Consider the following 13,443-nt stretch of genomic DNA (forward strand, 5'->3'; position numbering starts at 1 on the left):
CATCTTTCCCCAAATATGCTGGGGGCTCGGGGGCAAAGCCCCCGATCTAAAGACGTCGGGCAAAGCCCCCGATCTAAAAACGTCGGGCAAAGCCCCCAGGACTGCAGGCCGCGCTCACCGCCCCTTGACCCGGGTCACGCGGCCGCCGCCCACGGGCGCCGCCACCCCCGTCGTGCCCGGCGCCGAGGTCGGCAGACCGAGAAGCACACGCATCGCCAGATAGGCAAAGGCCTGCGCCTCGAGGAAATCGCCATCCAGCCCCACATCCTCCACCGGCACGACGGGCCGGCCAAGGGCGATAGCCAGCATCTCCATCAGCCCCGGATTGCGCCGCCCCCCGCCCGTCACCAGTACCCGCTCGGGGTGGCGCGGCAGATGCTCCATCGCCTGCGCCACGGCCCCGGCACAGCAAGCGCCAAGCGTCGCCACCGCATCCGCATCCGCCATCCCCGCCACCCAATCCCGCAGCTTGGGAAAGGCGTCGCGGTCGAGCGATTTGGGCGGCATCTTGCGGAAATAGACATCGTCGAGAAAGACCGCGACGGTTTCCGCATCCACCCGGCCCGCCCGCGTCAACACCCCGTCCCGGTCAAAAGCCTCGCCCCGCCGCGCCCGCATAAGATCGTCGATGGGTGCATTGGCAGGCCCCGTATCGAAGGCCAGGCAGGCGCCGGGCAGCTCCGGCCCCGCCACGCCGGGATCGACCAGCGTGATATTGCCCACCCCACCAAGGTTGAGGAAGGCAACCGGCCCCTCCGCCCCGATGTAGCGCGCCAGCGCCCAATGATAGAACGGGGCCAGCGGCGCGCCCTGCCCGCCCAGCCCCATGTCGTTCGACCGGAAATCCCAGACCGTCGTCAGCCCCAGCGCCTCGGCGATCCGCGCGCCATCGCCCGCCTGGTGCGTGCGCCCGCCCTCGGGGTCATGGGCCAGCGTCTGGCCGTGAAAGCCAAAGGCGCGCGCGCCCTCGAGCCCCGCGAAAGCCTCCAGATGCGCCGCCTCGACCACGCGGGCGGCCTCCGCCACACCCGCATCCCCGGGCCAAAGCCCAAGGCCCGCACGGATCACCGCGCGCTCCTCCTCGGAATAGGGCCTGTAGCGCGTCTCGCCGAACCCCGTGATCGAAACCCCGTCGGTCTCGATCAGGGCCAGGTCCACGCCATCCATCGACGTGCCCGACATCGCGCCCGCGATCCATTGCGGCCCGGCGCGAAACGCATGTCTCATCCCCGGCCTCACACTCTTTCCCTTCACGCAACCGCCCGCTATAGCCCGAACACATCCCTCGAACATGGACCGGAGCCCCATGACCTACCAGCCCAAATCCGACTTCCTGCGCGAGATCATCGCGCGCGGATTCCTGGCCGATTGCACCGACCTGCAAGGCCTTGACGAGACGCTGCTGAAGGGTCCGGTCACCTGCTATATCGGCTATGATGCGACGGCGAAATCGCTCCACGTGGGCCATCTTCTGAACATCATGCTCCTGCGCTGGTGGCAGAAAACGGGCAATCGCCCGATCACGCTCATGGGCGGGGGCACGACCAAGGTGGGCGATCCGAGCTTTCGGGCCGATGAACGCCCGCTGCTGACGCCTGACCAGATCGACGCCAATATCGCGGGCATGCAGCGCGTCTTCGACCGCTACCTCGGCTATGACGCCAGCGTGACCGGCGCGGTTATGTTGAACAACGCCGAATGGCTCGACGGGCTCAACTATCTCGATTTCCTGCGCGATATCGGGCGGCATTTCTCGGTCAACCGGATGCTGTCGTTTGAATCCGTGAAATCGCGGCTCGACCGCGAGCAATCCCTGAGCTTTCTCGAATTCAACTACATGATCCTGCAAGCCTATGATTTCCTCGAGCTGTATCGCCGCGAGGGCTGCGTCCTGCAGATGGGCGGCTCGGATCAATGGGGTAATATCGTCAACGGCATCGACCTGACCCGCAGGGTTCTCGATGCCCAGATCTTCGGCCTCACCACGCCGCTTCTGACCACCTCGGATGGCCGCAAGATGGGCAAAAGCCAGGGCGGCGCGATCTGGCTCGATGGCGACATGCTCTCTCCTTACGAATTCTGGCAATTCTGGCGCAACACGACCGATGCCGATGTGGGCCGCTTCCTGAAACTCTACACCGAGCTTCCCGTCGCCGAATGCGACCGCCTTGGCGCGCTGCAGGGGGCCGAGATCAACGAGGGCAAGATCATCCTCGCCAATGCGGTCACAACCCTTCTGCACGGGGCCGAGGCCGCGCAAGCCGCCGAGGCGACAGCGCGCGAAGTCTTCGAGAAGGGCGGCATGGGCGACGACCTGCCCACCCTGACGCTCACCGCAGCCGAGATCGGCGAGGGGATTTCGATCGCCCAGCTCATCACCCGCTCCGGTCTCGCCGCCTCCGGCAAGGAGGCCAAGCGCCTGATCGCCGAGGGCGGCGCGCGGATGAACGACGAAGGCCTGACCGATGCCGGGCTGATGCTGACGACCGCCGATCTGGCGCAGCCGATCAAGCTGTCGGCCGGCAAGAAACGTCACGCGCTCGTGGTCTTGCAGGATTAACCTTTCGGCAGGATTCGGGTCGCGGATTTAACCCTTCCGCAAGGATCGCCTCGGTCCCGTTAAGCTTTGGTTAGGCATCGGCAGGGCAATCTTGCGCCCATGTCCGATGCCTTGCCCCTCCAGCAATCGCCCCTCTATGCCGCAGCCTTGGCGCGGCTCGGCGTGCCCATCCGCGTCATTCATGGCCCCGATGGCCCGATCCTTGTCCTGATGCGCCGCCTGCCGCTCTTGGGCCAGGTGGCGCTGGTGTCCCGCCCAAAGGGCCGGATCGACGCCGGGCTGCGCAAGACCCTCGGCGCGCGTATCCTGATCGTCAACGCGGACAGTGCCGAACAGGGCCAAGTTCTTGCGAAACAGGGATTTTTCCGCATCTCCGCCCCCCGCGCCCACGCCCATCTGTCGCTTGCAGGCACCCCCAGCGACTGGCTGTCCCGCATGCAGGGAAAATGGCGCAACCGCCTGCGCCACGGCCAGCGGCAAGGGTTGGAATTGCGGACAAATCCCATGCCAGCCGATTGCAATCATTGGCTTTTCCACCACGAAACCGCCCAGCAAAAAGCCCGCGCCTATCGCAACCTGCCCCCTGCCCTGATCGCCGCCATGGCCGGTGCCGACCCCACGGCGCTCCGCCTGTTCACCGCGCGCAAGGACGGCAAGATCTGCGCCGCGATGCTCTTTGCCAATCACGAAAACAGCGCAACCTACCTCATCGGTTGGTCCGACGCGACCGGTCGCAAGACATCGGCCCATCCGGTTCTGATGTGGCAAGCGATGGCGGAGCTGCACGGATCGGGCGTGACGGACATCGACCTAGGCCATTGTGATCAAACACGAAACCCCGGCCTTGCCCATTTCAAACTGGGCAGCGGCGCACGCCTTTGCCCCCTTGGCGGAACATGGATCACCGCCCCCGGCCTTGGCCTTTTGCGGCCCCGAAAACCTCGGGTCCCTAGCCCGCCACAGCCCGCAACAGCCGCGCCCGCGCAGGCGGCACCGCGCGGATTTCCAGCCCCGTGAACACATGCAGCGTCCCCAGATCGCGGTCGATCACCGCATGATCGCTGACCCATCCCCCCATCAACAGATAGGTTCTGAGCAAGGGCGGCATCTTGGCCTGCGCGCGTTTCAGATCTGGTTTGCGCCGCAACCGGCTGGCGAAACGGAACACGGCCGGGGCTTTGACGCGCGGCAGCCAGCGCTTGGGCGCGATGTGGCGGTCACGCAAAAGCGCGAAAGCATCGTAATAGTCGCGCGCCTCGGTGCCGTGGAAAGACGAACATCCAAAAAGCATTTCAACGCCTTGGCGGTCGACATATTCCGTCATCGCCCCCCAGGCCACGCGCAGGATATCGGGATCGCGCCACTCGGGATGGATGCAGAACCGCCCCATCTCGACCATTGGCCCGTCGAAATCGGCAAGCGCCGACAATTCGTAGAATTGCGCCGAATAGCTGCGCCCGATCTCGGCCCCCGAGCCCAGGTGCAGCAGTCGGAAACAGCAGACCAGATCGCCGCTGCGCGTCTCTTCGACAAGGACATGGGTGCAGGCCGTGTCGAAATCATCGGCATCGGGCCGGGCTGCATCGGGCCCGCGAAAGGCCAGGGCCCGCAGGCGTTGGGCCGCCTCGATATCTTGCGGGGTCACGGCCGTCCGGGCCCGATATCTGCCCCGTGCAAAGCTCAACATCCCTCGGTCCGCTCCTGCCATGCCGGTCCGACTGCGCCGATCCCCGGCACGAGGTCCGACCGCGCCGATCTCCGGCACGAGCATAGATTGCTCCGATGACGGCCGCGCGACAAGGGGATGCAGGACGCGCGACATTCCGCGCGACCCCAACCTCAATCGGCGAGACCTTCACCGATGTTGATACGGCCGAAATTCGACAGGATCTGCGCAAGGAAGGAAATCTCGCGCACCGAGCTGGTGGTGACGCGGCGCGACAGATCGACGATCTGCCCGTCCTCGAGCCCGAATTCCTCGATATTGCTGACGCGGCCCTGCCCGTCGAAGGACACGGCGAGGATCTGGCGCTCGGTGATTTCCGGGGCGCGATAGGCATAGTTGCGCACCCGGTAGGCGGTGTAGAACCACGCCTCGTCCCGCATGACACCGGCCGATCCGGGGCGACCGATGGCCTCGATCACCGCCTCGCGGCTGTCGCCGATATTCACTTCGGCAAGGTCTTCGGGCGGGGGGAAATAGCCGTGGTTGTTGAACGTGGCGGAACAGGCCGCGAGGCTCAGCGCCAAGGCCAGCGCCACGAAACCTGTCCGCAAACCGCGCATCGACATCTGCATGATCGCTCAACTGCCCCGTTGCTGGACCCGTTATTGGCCCCGAACGCCCGCCTTACCCTTGCGAAGTCGTCCGAAGCTTTCTATCCGCTTAACCCACCCCGGCGCACAGGGCAAGTTTGCGCCGTTATTCCGAGCAGAGCGGAGGCGTACCATGGCTGACGAAGCCCATATCCTGCCCCTTGCACGGCTGCCACGCGGCAACGAGCGGAGTTTCGAGATCACGCCGGAGGCGCAGGCGCGCGCCCGGCTGGCGGAGGAGCTTGGCATCACCTCGGTGCGCAAGCTGCGGCTGGCGGGACGGCTGGTGCCCGACGGCGCGCGCGATTGGCGGCTGGAGGCGATGCTGGGCGCGACCGTGGTCCAGCCTTGCGTGATCACCGCCGAACCCGTGACCACCCGCATCGACGAACCCGTCTTGCGCCGCTACCTGGCCGACATGGACGAGCCCGAAGGCGACGAGGTCGAGATGCCCGAGGACGACGCCGCCGAGCCTTTGCCAGCCACGCTCGACCTGTGGGCGATCCTGGCCGAAGCGCTGGCGCTGGCCTTGCCGCTCTACCCAAGGGCCGAGGGCGCAGCGCTCGACAGCGCCGTATTCGCGCCGCCCGGCACAGAGCCCCTGACCGATGAACAGGCCAAGCCGCTGGCCGGTCTGGCAGCGCTGCGCGACAAGCTCAAGGGCGCAAGCGAAGACTGACCCCCTGCGGGCGGAGGAACCCGGGACAGGCCCGCGTTCGGTGCGCGGGATTCAGGGGTTGCATGGCCCGGGAATCCGAGTATGTTCCCGGCCTCATTCGCCCCTGCCCCGACGTGCCGATACGCGCTGGCCAAAACCTTCGCGTCACGTTAGGCACCGGGAACCGGACGAAACAAGATTCTGATTGCATAGGGCGGCCGAACCGGGATCGCCCCCGAACACCGAGGTTGTGACATGGCTGTCCCCCAGAACCGAGTGACGCGTTCGCGTCGTGGCATGCGTCGTTCCCACGATTCCCTCGTTGGCGGCAATCCGAACGAATGCCCCTCCTGCGGCGAGCTGAAGCGCCCGCACCACGTCTGCCCGTCTTGCGGCACCTACAATGACCGCGAAGTCATTGCGAAGGCCGACGAGATCGACCTCGACGAAGACGCGGCCTGATCCGACATCGGCCCGAGGCGTGAGGCGACCCGCGGGATGACCCAGGGAACGGCACTGACCGCCAGCACGATCCCGGGCACCATCCTGTCCATCGATGCGATGGGCGGTGATCACGGCCCCGGGGCCGTCGTGGCCGGAATGGCCCGCGCAGTCGCCAAGAACGAGGCGCTGCGCTTTATCGTTCATGGGGATCGTCCCGAACTCGAGCGGCTGATCGACCGCCGTCGCGGCCTGGCCGAACGGTGCGAGATCCGGCACGCCGAGGGCGTGGTCACCATGCACGACAAACCCTCTCAAGTGATGCGCCACGGCAAGGACACGTCCATGTGGTCCTGCATCGAGGCGATCCGCAACGGCGAGGCCGGGGCTGCCGTGAGCTGCGGCAACACCGGCGCGCTGATGGCCCTGAGCATGATCCGCCTGCGCAAGATCGAAGGCGTGAACCGCCCCGCCATCGCCTGCCTGTGGCCCTCGCGCAATCCCAGCGGTTTCAACGTGATGCTGGATGTGGGCGCGGATATCCGGGCCGATGCGGGCGATCTGCTGCAATACGCGCTGATGGGTGCAAGCTATGCGCGCAACGGGCTTGACCTCCGGCGCCCGCGCGTCGGCCTGCTGAACGTGGGCACCGAGGAACACAAGGGCCGCGCCGAGCTGAAACTGGCCGCCGACCTGATCGAGCGTGTCAGCACAGCCGCCGATTTCGATTTCGTGGGCTTTGTCGAAGGCGGCGATCTGCCCTCGGACAAGGTGGATGTGATCGTGACCGACGGCTTCACGGGCAATGTCGCGCTCAAGACGGGCGAAGGCACCGCCCGGCTGATCCGCGAGCTTTTGGGCGAAGCCTTCCGGTTTTCGCCGCTCAGCCGGGTTGCCGCCCTACTGGCCTATACCTCGCTTCGGCGGTTGTCGAAACGGATCGACCCGCGCCGGGTCAATGGCGGTGTTTTCCTCGGGCTGAACGGCACGGTGGTGAAATCGCACGGATCGGCCGATGAAACCGGCGTGGCGGCGGCGATCAAGCTTGCGGCACGGCTGGCGGCGGCGGGGTTCAACGAGCGTCTCACGGCGCGACTGGCCGAGGCCGAACAGGCCGCAGCGGCAGCAATGCAAGCGGAGGCCGGACAGGCATGACGAAAACTCGCGCCGTTCCGGTCGGCATCGGCCATTACCTTCCCGCGCGCGTCGTGGAGAATGCGGAATTCGAAAAGACGCTCGATACGACGGATGAATGGATTCGCTCCCGGTCGGGCATCGAGCGGCGGCATTTCGCGGCCGAGGGCGAAACCACGAGCCAAATGGCCGTGGCAGCCGCCCGCGCCGCTCTCGACATGGCAGGCCTTGCGCCCGATGACATCGACGCTGTGATCGTCGCCACATCGACCCCCGATCTGACCTTTCCGTCCTGCGCCACGATGGTGCAGGCAGGTCTGGGGATGGAGCGGGGATTCGCCTTCGACGTGCAGGCGGTCTGCGCCGGATTCGTCTTTGCGCTGGCCAATGCGGATGCGCTGATCGTGTCGGGCCAGGCGCGGCGGGTTCTGGTGATCGGGGCCGAAACCTTCAGCCGGATCATGGATTGGACGGATCGCGGCACCTGTGTCCTGTTCGGAGATGGGGCGGGTGCCCTGATCCTCGAGGCGCAGGAGGGCGCGGGCAATGCCGATGATCGCGGTATCCTTGCGACCGATCTGAATTCGGACGGGCGGCACCGCGACATCCTTTATGTCGACGGTGGCGTCTCCTCCTCGCAGACCACGGGTGTGCTGCGCATGGAAGGCCGCGAGGTGTTCCGTCATGCCGTTGAAAAGCTTGCCGAAACAGCCACCACCGCGCTCGAGAAGGCAGGCGTCGGCGCCGATGAGGTTGATTGGATCGTGCCGCATCAGGCGAATTTGCGCATCATCACCCGCACCGCGCAAAAGATGGGCATGGGCATGGACCAGGTGGTGGTGACGGTGCAGGACCATGGCAACACATCTGCCGCCTCGATCCCGCTGGCGCTGTCGGTGGGGGTGGCGCGCGGCCAGATCAAGCGCGGCGATCTCCTGGTCTGCGAAGCCATCGGCGGCGGCCTTGCCTGGGGCGCGGTGGTAATCCGCTGGTAGGTTTTGCGGCGGATAAACGCCACGGCCCAACCCACTCGATTGACTTGAGAAATTCCTTCGCCCATGCTGCGCCAAAACATGGGGGACGAAAATCGATGGCTGGCAAGACGCTGACCCGGATGGACCTGTCCGAAGCGGTATTCCGCGAAGTGGGCCTGTCGCGCAACGAGAGCTCGCAACTGGTCGAGCGTGTGCTGGACCTGATGTCCGATGCGCTGGTCGCGGGCGAACAGGTGAAAATCTCGTCCTTCGGAACCTTTTCGGTGCGCGCCAAGACGGCGCGGGTGGGCCGCAATCCCAAGACGGGCGAGGAAGTGCCGATCAGCCCCCGCCGGGTGCTGACCTTCCGCCCCTCGCACCTGATGAAGGACAGGGTCGCGGCGGGCAACCGCGACTGAGCATCTCGCGCCGGCCCAAGGCCACGGCGCGCGGCCAAGATGGCAGAACGACCGAGCAGAGGCGGGTAAACCGGCCATGTCCAAATCGTCGCAAGCCTTTCGCACGATCCGCGAGGTCGCGGATTGGCTGGATGTGGCAGCCCATGTGCTGCGCTTCTGGGAATCGAAATTTCCGCAGATCAAGCCGGTCAAACGGGCGGGTGGTCGGCGCTATTACCGTCCTGCCGACATGGAGCTTGTGGGGGGCATCAAGGTGTTGCTCCATGATCGCGGCATGACGATCCGCGGCGTCCAGAAAATGATCCGCGAAGAGGGCGTGGCCGCCATCATGGCCCTGTCCCCGCCCGTCGATCTGGAGGACGAGGATATCGTCGACGGCGTCGATGCGCCGGAAGCCGAGAGCGACAACTGGCCCGAGACGGAGGCCGAGGTGGCGGACGATCTGCCCGAAGACATCCAAGAGGACGACAAGGACGACACCGCCGACCTCACGGACGCGCAGGATGCGATGGCGCCTGACGCCAGCGCGGACGACGGCGCAGACGCCGAGGACATCGCCGCGATCCCGCCCCGGCGCGATCCTGTGTCGCCGCCTGCCCCCAAGCTGTCCCTTGTGCCGCCCCCGCACCCGCCGCGGCAACGGAATCCCCCCGGCAACAGGCAAGCCTGTTCGATTTCGACATCGACAACGAGGAACCGGACGACGATCTGTTCGAGGGCGACCAGCCCGCAAGCGACGCCCCCACGCGCGACGACAGCGAATCGTTTCCCACGGTTGCCCCTGCCCCGGACCCCGAACCGGCTGGCGCGATCCCGGATGCGCGGGACAGCGATGTCGAACCGGTCGACGCGGACCCCGCCCCGATGTCCGATCTTCTGCACAGGTTGAGCGCCGCCTCTGCGCGTGACGCGGCGGGCCTGCGCCCCGCGCTCGCAGCGCTCTGCGCGCGGATGCGCGCGGATCCGCGGGATTGAACCTGCACCCTGCCCCCTTGCGCCCCCCGGCAAAATGCGTAGAAGGGCGAAACGTCGGGCTATAGCGCAGCCTGGTAGCGCGTCCGTCTGGGGGACGGAAGGTCGCAGGTTCAAGTCCTGCTAGCCCGACCAAAATCTTCCCGCATCACGCGGGACCCCGTGAAAACCGCCTTGCGCCCCCGGCGCGGGCGGTTTTTTCTTGGGGGAAACAGGGGGAAGCCCGGATGACGGACCAGATGCAGGGCGTGCTGCCCGACCACGCGCTAGAGGCGATGATCGCGGCGGGCCAGATCCGGTGCGCCAACCCCGATGCCGACCAGGTGCAGCCTGCCAGCCTCGACCTGCGGCTGGGATCGGTCGCCTACCGGGTCAGGGCCTCGTTTCTCGCCGGACAGGGTCGCCCCGTGGCCGACCGCATCGCCGAATTCGAGATGCACCGGATGGACCTGACCCATGGCGCGGTTCTGGAAAAGGGCTGCGTCTATGTCGTGCCCCTGCAAGAGGGTCTGGCGCTTCCCGCCGATGTCACCGCCGTGTGCAACGCCAAAAGCTCGACCGGCAGGGTCGATTGCCTGACCCGCGTGATCGCCGATGGCGGCACCGAATTCGACCGCATCCCCGCGGGCTACACCGGCCCGCTTTACGCCGAGATCTGCCCGCGGTCCTTTTCGGTCAAGGTCACGCCGGGGTTGCGGTTGAACCAGATCCGGTTCCGGCGCGGTCAGGCGGTGTTGAGCGATGCCGAACTGGCCAGCCGCCACGCGGAAAGCCCGCTTGTCGACGGCAAGCCCGTCATCGACGAAGGGCTCGGCTTTTCGGTCGACCTGACGCCGACATCTGCGGGGATCGTGGGCTACCGGGCCAAGCCGCATGCGGGTGTCATCGACCTGACCGCGATCGGCGGCCATGCCATTCCCGATTTCTGGGAGGAAGTGCGCAGCGAGAATGGGCGCATCATCCTCGATCCCGGCGCCTTCTATATCCTCGTCAGCCGGGAGGCGGTGACGATCCCGCCCGATTGCGCCGCCGAGATGTCGCCCTACCTGGCCATGGTCGGTGAATTCCGGGTGCATTACGCGGGCTTTTTCGATCCCGGTTTCGGCCATGGCGTGCCCGCGCGCGGTGTGCTCGAGGTGCGCTGCCACGAAGCACCTTTCGTGCTCGAACACGGGCAGGTGGTGGGACGGCTTGTCTATGAACGCATGGCCACCCTGCCCGCGCGGCTCTACGGCAGCGGCATATCCTCGAACTACCAGGGACAGGGACTGAAATTGTCCAAGCATTTCAAGAGCTGACGGACAGCCCTATCCGCGCAGGAGCTGCGAGTAGTAAAGCAGCCCATGCCCTGCCATCGCGCGGGACACGCCTGCCCAGATCGGGGCAAAAGCCAGCCAATCGGTGCGGATCGCGCGGGCGATTTCATCCAGATTGCGCCGCCCGTCGATCTGCGACAAGGCCCGCGCCGCCATGCCGGGAACGGGGATTTCGAACTTTTCGCCCTCATGCGTCATCGGGATCACCCCGTGCTTCATCACATGCTGGGCAAGTGCCGGACCTGCCACGCCCTTGAGATGCGGCACGGCCTGCGGCCCGGCCTGCGCCACGCGCCCCTCGGCCTCGGCGCGCGGGGCGGCGTAGAGCACATGGGTCCGGATCGTGCCCCGCAGCGCCTCGGCCAGATCCATGCGTTGGCCCGCGTCCAGCCCCGCAAGCAGGCCCTTGTCCCCGAGGATCGGCACCGGATCATAGAGATGGGCCTGCGGCGTGCCGGTCATGGCCAAACCCGCGCGGTCGAGCACGGACAGCAATTCCCCGATACGGAAGGGCCTGTCCTGACTGTGCAGAAGCAGGTCATAGAACCCCGCCTCGCTGGCGCGATGATCGGACAGCTGCGCATTACGCTTGAACGGATGCCCTTCGGGGATGCGGTCAAAGATCGCCTTGGCGCGGCGCAGCCGGTCGCGCGGGCTGCCCTCCAGCACGGCGCCAAAGGCCTCTTGCAACGGGTAAACGCCGGACCGGCCAAAGGGCGCATAGACCATGAGGCCGATACCACCGCCCGGTGCCAGCGCGCCTGCCAGCGCGTCGAACCCCGCCTGCGGATCGGGCAGGTGATGCAGCACGCCGCAGCAATCGATATAGTCGAACCGCCCCATCCCCGGCGCATCCAGAAGCGACCCGGTCACGAAGGTGATGCCGGTCAGCCCCCGCGCCGCCGCCCGCGCCTCGGCCACCCTGCGCGATGCGGTGGACAGATCGACATAGGTGATCTCGTAGGGTCGGCCCGCGCTTGTCAGCACCTGCGCGAGCTGGATCAGCGCATCCCCCGTGCCGCCACCAGCCACCAGCGCGCGCAACGGCTGCGACCAATCCCGCGCGCCGGAAAACAGGTAGTGATCGATCTCCAGCGGATGGCTGGGCGAGCCGGTGATCAGGCGCTTTGCCTCCTCCGCCGCATCGCGTTCAGGATAGGGAAAGGCCTCGTATTGTTCCGAAACGCGGCTCATGTGACGGGCTCCCGATGCGGCAGGTGGTCCAGCGCGCCCGGCGGCAAGGAGCCGAGCGGCACCACGAAGGTATGGATCGAAAACAGCACGGCATCGCACGAGGACAGCCGCACAAGGCATTGTTTTTCCGACCTGAGATAGCGCCCTTCGGCCCGGATTTCCCGGCGGGGGGCCGCCTCGCGTCGCGGCTGGTGCAGATCGGCTTGGGCATAGACAAGCGCATTTTGCCGCCAGAGCGGCTGCCCCACCCGCACCGCATCGAACAGTCGCTGCACCCGCGCGGCCATGCGCGCGTCATAGACCGCCACCGGATCATGGATGCCGGTCAACGGGCGGCCGATCTTTTCGGCGAGCGTCCAGCTGGCGGGGAAACACAAGATCGCAGCACTCAGCACATGTTCGCCGCCCCGGGGTTCCATCAGGCACAGATCCTCCTGCACCAGGCGGGCCAGCGTCCCGAGCTTGTCTGACGGGTCAAGGGCCACATCCACCCCGTCCGGGCGGCGGCATATGTCGCGTCCCAAGGCATAGCCCGGATCATCGGCCAAAACCGCCAGAACCGCCTCGTAAAGTGCGGCAACCGCCCCCTCCGACCCCGGCAGGGCCGCGATCACCGCGTCACGGTTTTCTGCCACCAGCCGGTCGCGCAGCGCCATCTGGTCGCCAAAAGCCTCGTCGCGCATCAGCCAGCCCTCGCCCGGCGGCAAGGGTTGCACACCCGGCAGGCGCGCGGTCGCCGGGTCGAGCCACGGCAGATGCGGCAGGCGGGTCTGGCAGATCGGATCCATGGCGGCAAAACCATCAAGCATCGGGGACATCGGACCAAACCCCATCCCCCCGCAAGGTGCAAGCGCGCAAGCCCTCAGGCGGCGGGCCCAAGGGGCAGAAGCGGGCTTGCCTTGATCTCCTCCATGCTCAGAAGGGCGGTGACATTGTAGATCTTCACCTCGGAAATCAGCGCCTGGTAGAACGCGTCATAGGCCCGCGCATTGGGCACGCGCACCTTGAGGATATAATCGATCTCGCCCGCAAGCCTGTGCGCCTCCTGCACCTCGGGGCGGGCCTTGAGCGCGGCGAGGAATTTCTTCTGCCAATCGGCCTCATGCTCGGAGGTGCGGATGAGGACAAAGAAACAGGCCTCGAACCCCAGCTTCTCGGCATCGAGCAATACGGTTTGCTGCCCGATGATCCCCGCCTCCTTCATCTTGCGAATCCGGGACCAGACCGGCGTCTTGGACGAGCCCACGACGCGCGCGATCTCGTCGAGCGAGCGCGAGGCGTCTTCCTGAAGGGCCGCAAGGATTTTCCGGTCGAGCGCATCGATCTGGTCAGACATCGTGAGGGGCTCCGGGCAATTGGAACGAAGTTTCTGCTGGGGCGAATTCATGCAAACGAATGTTCCTTTTAGCAAGGCATATCTGCCAATTATTGGGAAATTGTTCTATCTCTGCCGCATGCC

General features: G+C 66.2%; 15 protein-coding genes and 1 tRNA gene. 10 read left to right on the forward strand and 6 right to left on the reverse strand.

Annotation, left to right across the window (positions count from 1 at the left end; genetic code table 11):
- Nucleotides 1-114: 114 nt before the first annotated feature.
- Nucleotides 115-1,227: an anhydro-N-acetylmuramic acid kinase gene (locus AABA51_RS09025; RefSeq protein ID WP_338271428.1), complete on the reverse strand. Its 1,113-nt coding sequence runs from the start codon at nt 1,225-1,227 to the stop codon at nt 115-117.
- Between the two features lie 79 nt (nt 1,228-1,306).
- On the opposite strand from AABA51_RS09025, the gene tyrS reads away from it, so the two are divergent.
- A complete protein-coding gene (tyrS, locus tag AABA51_RS09030) occupies nt 1,307-2,560 on the forward strand; it encodes a tyrosine--tRNA ligase (protein WP_338271429.1) in 1,254 nt (417 codons plus the stop codon).
- A 99-nt stretch (nt 2,561-2,659) separates the two neighbouring features.
- Nucleotides 2,660-3,577, forward strand: a complete 918-nt coding sequence (locus tag AABA51_RS09035; protein ID WP_338271430.1) for a GNAT family N-acetyltransferase — start codon at nt 2,660-2,662, stop codon at nt 3,575-3,577.
- On the opposite strand, the gene AABA51_RS09040 is transcribed toward AABA51_RS09035, so the two are convergent.
- Entirely contained in the window at nt 3,510-4,247 is a 738-nt protein-coding gene (locus AABA51_RS09040) for a GNAT family N-acetyltransferase (protein WP_338271431.1), read from the reverse strand. The genes AABA51_RS09035 and AABA51_RS09040 overlap by 68 nt on opposite strands.
- A gap of 152 nt (nt 4,248-4,399) precedes the next feature.
- On the reverse strand, nt 4,400-4,858 hold the full coding sequence (locus AABA51_RS09045) for an outer membrane protein assembly factor BamE (RefSeq protein ID WP_338271432.1): 459 nt from the start codon (nt 4,856-4,858) through the stop codon (nt 4,400-4,402).
- A 151-nt stretch (nt 4,859-5,009) separates the two neighbouring features.
- Between AABA51_RS09045 and AABA51_RS09050 the strand changes: the two genes are divergently transcribed.
- The 8 genes from AABA51_RS09050 to AABA51_RS09085 all read left to right on the forward strand — a co-directional run bounded on the left by AABA51_RS09050 (nt 5,010) and on the right by AABA51_RS09085 (nt 10,772).
- Nucleotides 5,010-5,555, forward strand: a complete 546-nt coding sequence (locus AABA51_RS09050) for a YceD family protein (protein ID WP_338271433.1) — start codon at nt 5,010-5,012, stop codon at nt 5,553-5,555.
- Nucleotides 5,556-5,789: 234 nt separating this feature from the next.
- Nucleotides 5,790-5,996 (forward strand): 50S ribosomal protein L32, encoded by a 207-nt coding sequence (gene rpmF, locus AABA51_RS09055; protein ID WP_277823370.1) that lies wholly within the window; start codon nt 5,790-5,792, stop codon nt 5,994-5,996.
- 36 nt (nt 5,997-6,032) lie between these two features.
- Nucleotides 6,033-7,130, forward strand: a complete 1,098-nt coding sequence (plsX, locus tag AABA51_RS09060) for a phosphate acyltransferase PlsX (RefSeq protein WP_338271434.1) — start codon at nt 6,033-6,035, stop codon at nt 7,128-7,130.
- Nucleotides 7,127-8,104 (forward strand): beta-ketoacyl-ACP synthase III, encoded by a 978-nt coding sequence (locus tag AABA51_RS09065; protein ID WP_338271435.1) that lies wholly within the window; start codon nt 7,127-7,129, stop codon nt 8,102-8,104. The genes plsX and AABA51_RS09065 overlap by 4 nt, the downstream gene beginning before the upstream one ends.
- Nucleotides 8,105-8,199: 95 nt before the next feature.
- Complete coding sequence (ihfA, locus tag AABA51_RS09070; RefSeq protein WP_277823376.1) at nt 8,200-8,502, forward strand: integration host factor subunit alpha; 303 nt, start codon at nt 8,200-8,202, stop codon at nt 8,500-8,502.
- 76 nt (nt 8,503-8,578) lie between these two features.
- Nucleotides 8,579-9,391, forward strand: a complete 813-nt coding sequence (locus AABA51_RS09075) for a MerR family transcriptional regulator (RefSeq protein WP_338271436.1) — start codon at nt 8,579-8,581, stop codon at nt 9,389-9,391.
- 141 nt (nt 9,392-9,532) lie between these two features.
- Nucleotides 9,533-9,609, forward strand: a tRNA-Pro gene (locus AABA51_RS09080).
- Between the two features lie 104 nt (nt 9,610-9,713).
- Nucleotides 9,714-10,772 carry a 2'-deoxycytidine 5'-triphosphate deaminase gene (locus tag AABA51_RS09085; protein WP_338276506.1) on the forward strand — a complete coding sequence of 353 codons (1,059 nt, stop codon included), beginning with the start codon at nt 9,714-9,716 and terminating at the stop codon, nt 10,770-10,772.
- Between the two features lie 9 nt (nt 10,773-10,781).
- On the opposite strand, the gene AABA51_RS09090 is transcribed toward AABA51_RS09085, so the two are convergent.
- Genes AABA51_RS09090 through AABA51_RS09100 form a run of 3 tightly spaced genes read right to left on the reverse strand, consistent with a single transcriptional unit; the run spans nt 10,782 to nt 13,320 of the window.
- Nucleotides 10,782-11,984, reverse strand: coding sequence for a class I SAM-dependent methyltransferase (locus AABA51_RS09090; RefSeq protein ID WP_338271437.1), 1,203 nt, complete (start codon nt 11,982-11,984; stop codon nt 10,782-10,784).
- Nucleotides 11,981-12,802 carry a heme-dependent oxidative N-demethylase family protein gene (locus tag AABA51_RS09095; RefSeq protein WP_338271438.1) on the reverse strand — a complete coding sequence of 274 codons (822 nt, stop codon included), beginning with the start codon at nt 12,800-12,802 and terminating at the stop codon, nt 11,981-11,983. Before AABA51_RS09095 ends, AABA51_RS09090 begins: the two co-directional genes overlap by 4 nt.
- 44 nt (nt 12,803-12,846) lie before the next feature.
- Entirely contained in the window at nt 12,847-13,320 is a 474-nt protein-coding gene (locus AABA51_RS09100; RefSeq protein ID WP_338271439.1) for an Lrp/AsnC family transcriptional regulator, read from the reverse strand.
- Nucleotides 13,321-13,443 lie beyond the last annotated feature (123 nt).

It is taken from the genome of Roseicyclus marinus (assembly GCF_036322625.1).
Classification (GTDB): Bacteria; Pseudomonadota; Alphaproteobacteria; order Rhodobacterales; family Rhodobacteraceae; genus Roseicyclus; species Roseicyclus marinus_A.

Coding starts and splice junctions, on each gene's coding strand:
- AABA51_RS09040 (WP_338271431.1), bottom strand. CDS start 4,247: ATGTTGAGCTTTGCACGGGGCAGATATCGGGCCCGGACGGCCGTGACC.
- plsX (WP_338271434.1), top strand. CDS start 6,033: ATGACCCAGGGAACGGCACTGACCGCCAGCACGATCCCGGGCACCATC.
- AABA51_RS09045 (WP_338271432.1), bottom strand. CDS start 4,858: ATGCAGATGTCGATGCGCGGTTTGCGGACAGGTTTCGTGGCGCTGGCC.
- AABA51_RS09035 (WP_338271430.1), top strand. CDS start 2,660: ATGTCCGATGCCTTGCCCCTCCAGCAATCGCCCCTCTATGCCGCAGCC.
- AABA51_RS09075 (WP_338271436.1), top strand. CDS start 8,579: ATGTCCAAATCGTCGCAAGCCTTTCGCACGATCCGCGAGGTCGCGGAT.
- AABA51_RS09050 (WP_338271433.1), top strand. CDS start 5,010: ATGGCTGACGAAGCCCATATCCTGCCCCTTGCACGGCTGCCACGCGGC.
- AABA51_RS09095 (WP_338271438.1), bottom strand. CDS start 12,802: ATGTCCCCGATGCTTGATGGTTTTGCCGCCATGGATCCGATCTGCCAG.
- ihfA (WP_277823376.1), top strand. CDS start 8,200: ATGGCTGGCAAGACGCTGACCCGGATGGACCTGTCCGAAGCGGTATTC.
- tyrS (WP_338271429.1), top strand. CDS start 1,307: ATGACCTACCAGCCCAAATCCGACTTCCTGCGCGAGATCATCGCGCGC.
- AABA51_RS09085 (WP_338276506.1), top strand. CDS start 9,714: ATGCAGGGCGTGCTGCCCGACCACGCGCTAGAGGCGATGATCGCGGCG.
- AABA51_RS09090 (WP_338271437.1), bottom strand. CDS start 11,984: ATGAGCCGCGTTTCGGAACAATACGAGGCCTTTCCCTATCCTGAACGC.
- rpmF (WP_277823370.1), top strand. CDS start 5,790: ATGGCTGTCCCCCAGAACCGAGTGACGCGTTCGCGTCGTGGCATGCGT.
- AABA51_RS09100 (WP_338271439.1), bottom strand. CDS start 13,320: ATGTCTGACCAGATCGATGCGCTCGACCGGAAAATCCTTGCGGCCCTT.
- AABA51_RS09065 (WP_338271435.1), top strand. CDS start 7,127: ATGACGAAAACTCGCGCCGTTCCGGTCGGCATCGGCCATTACCTTCCC.
- AABA51_RS09025 (WP_338271428.1), bottom strand. CDS start 1,227: ATGAGACATGCGTTTCGCGCCGGGCCGCAATGGATCGCGGGCGCGATG.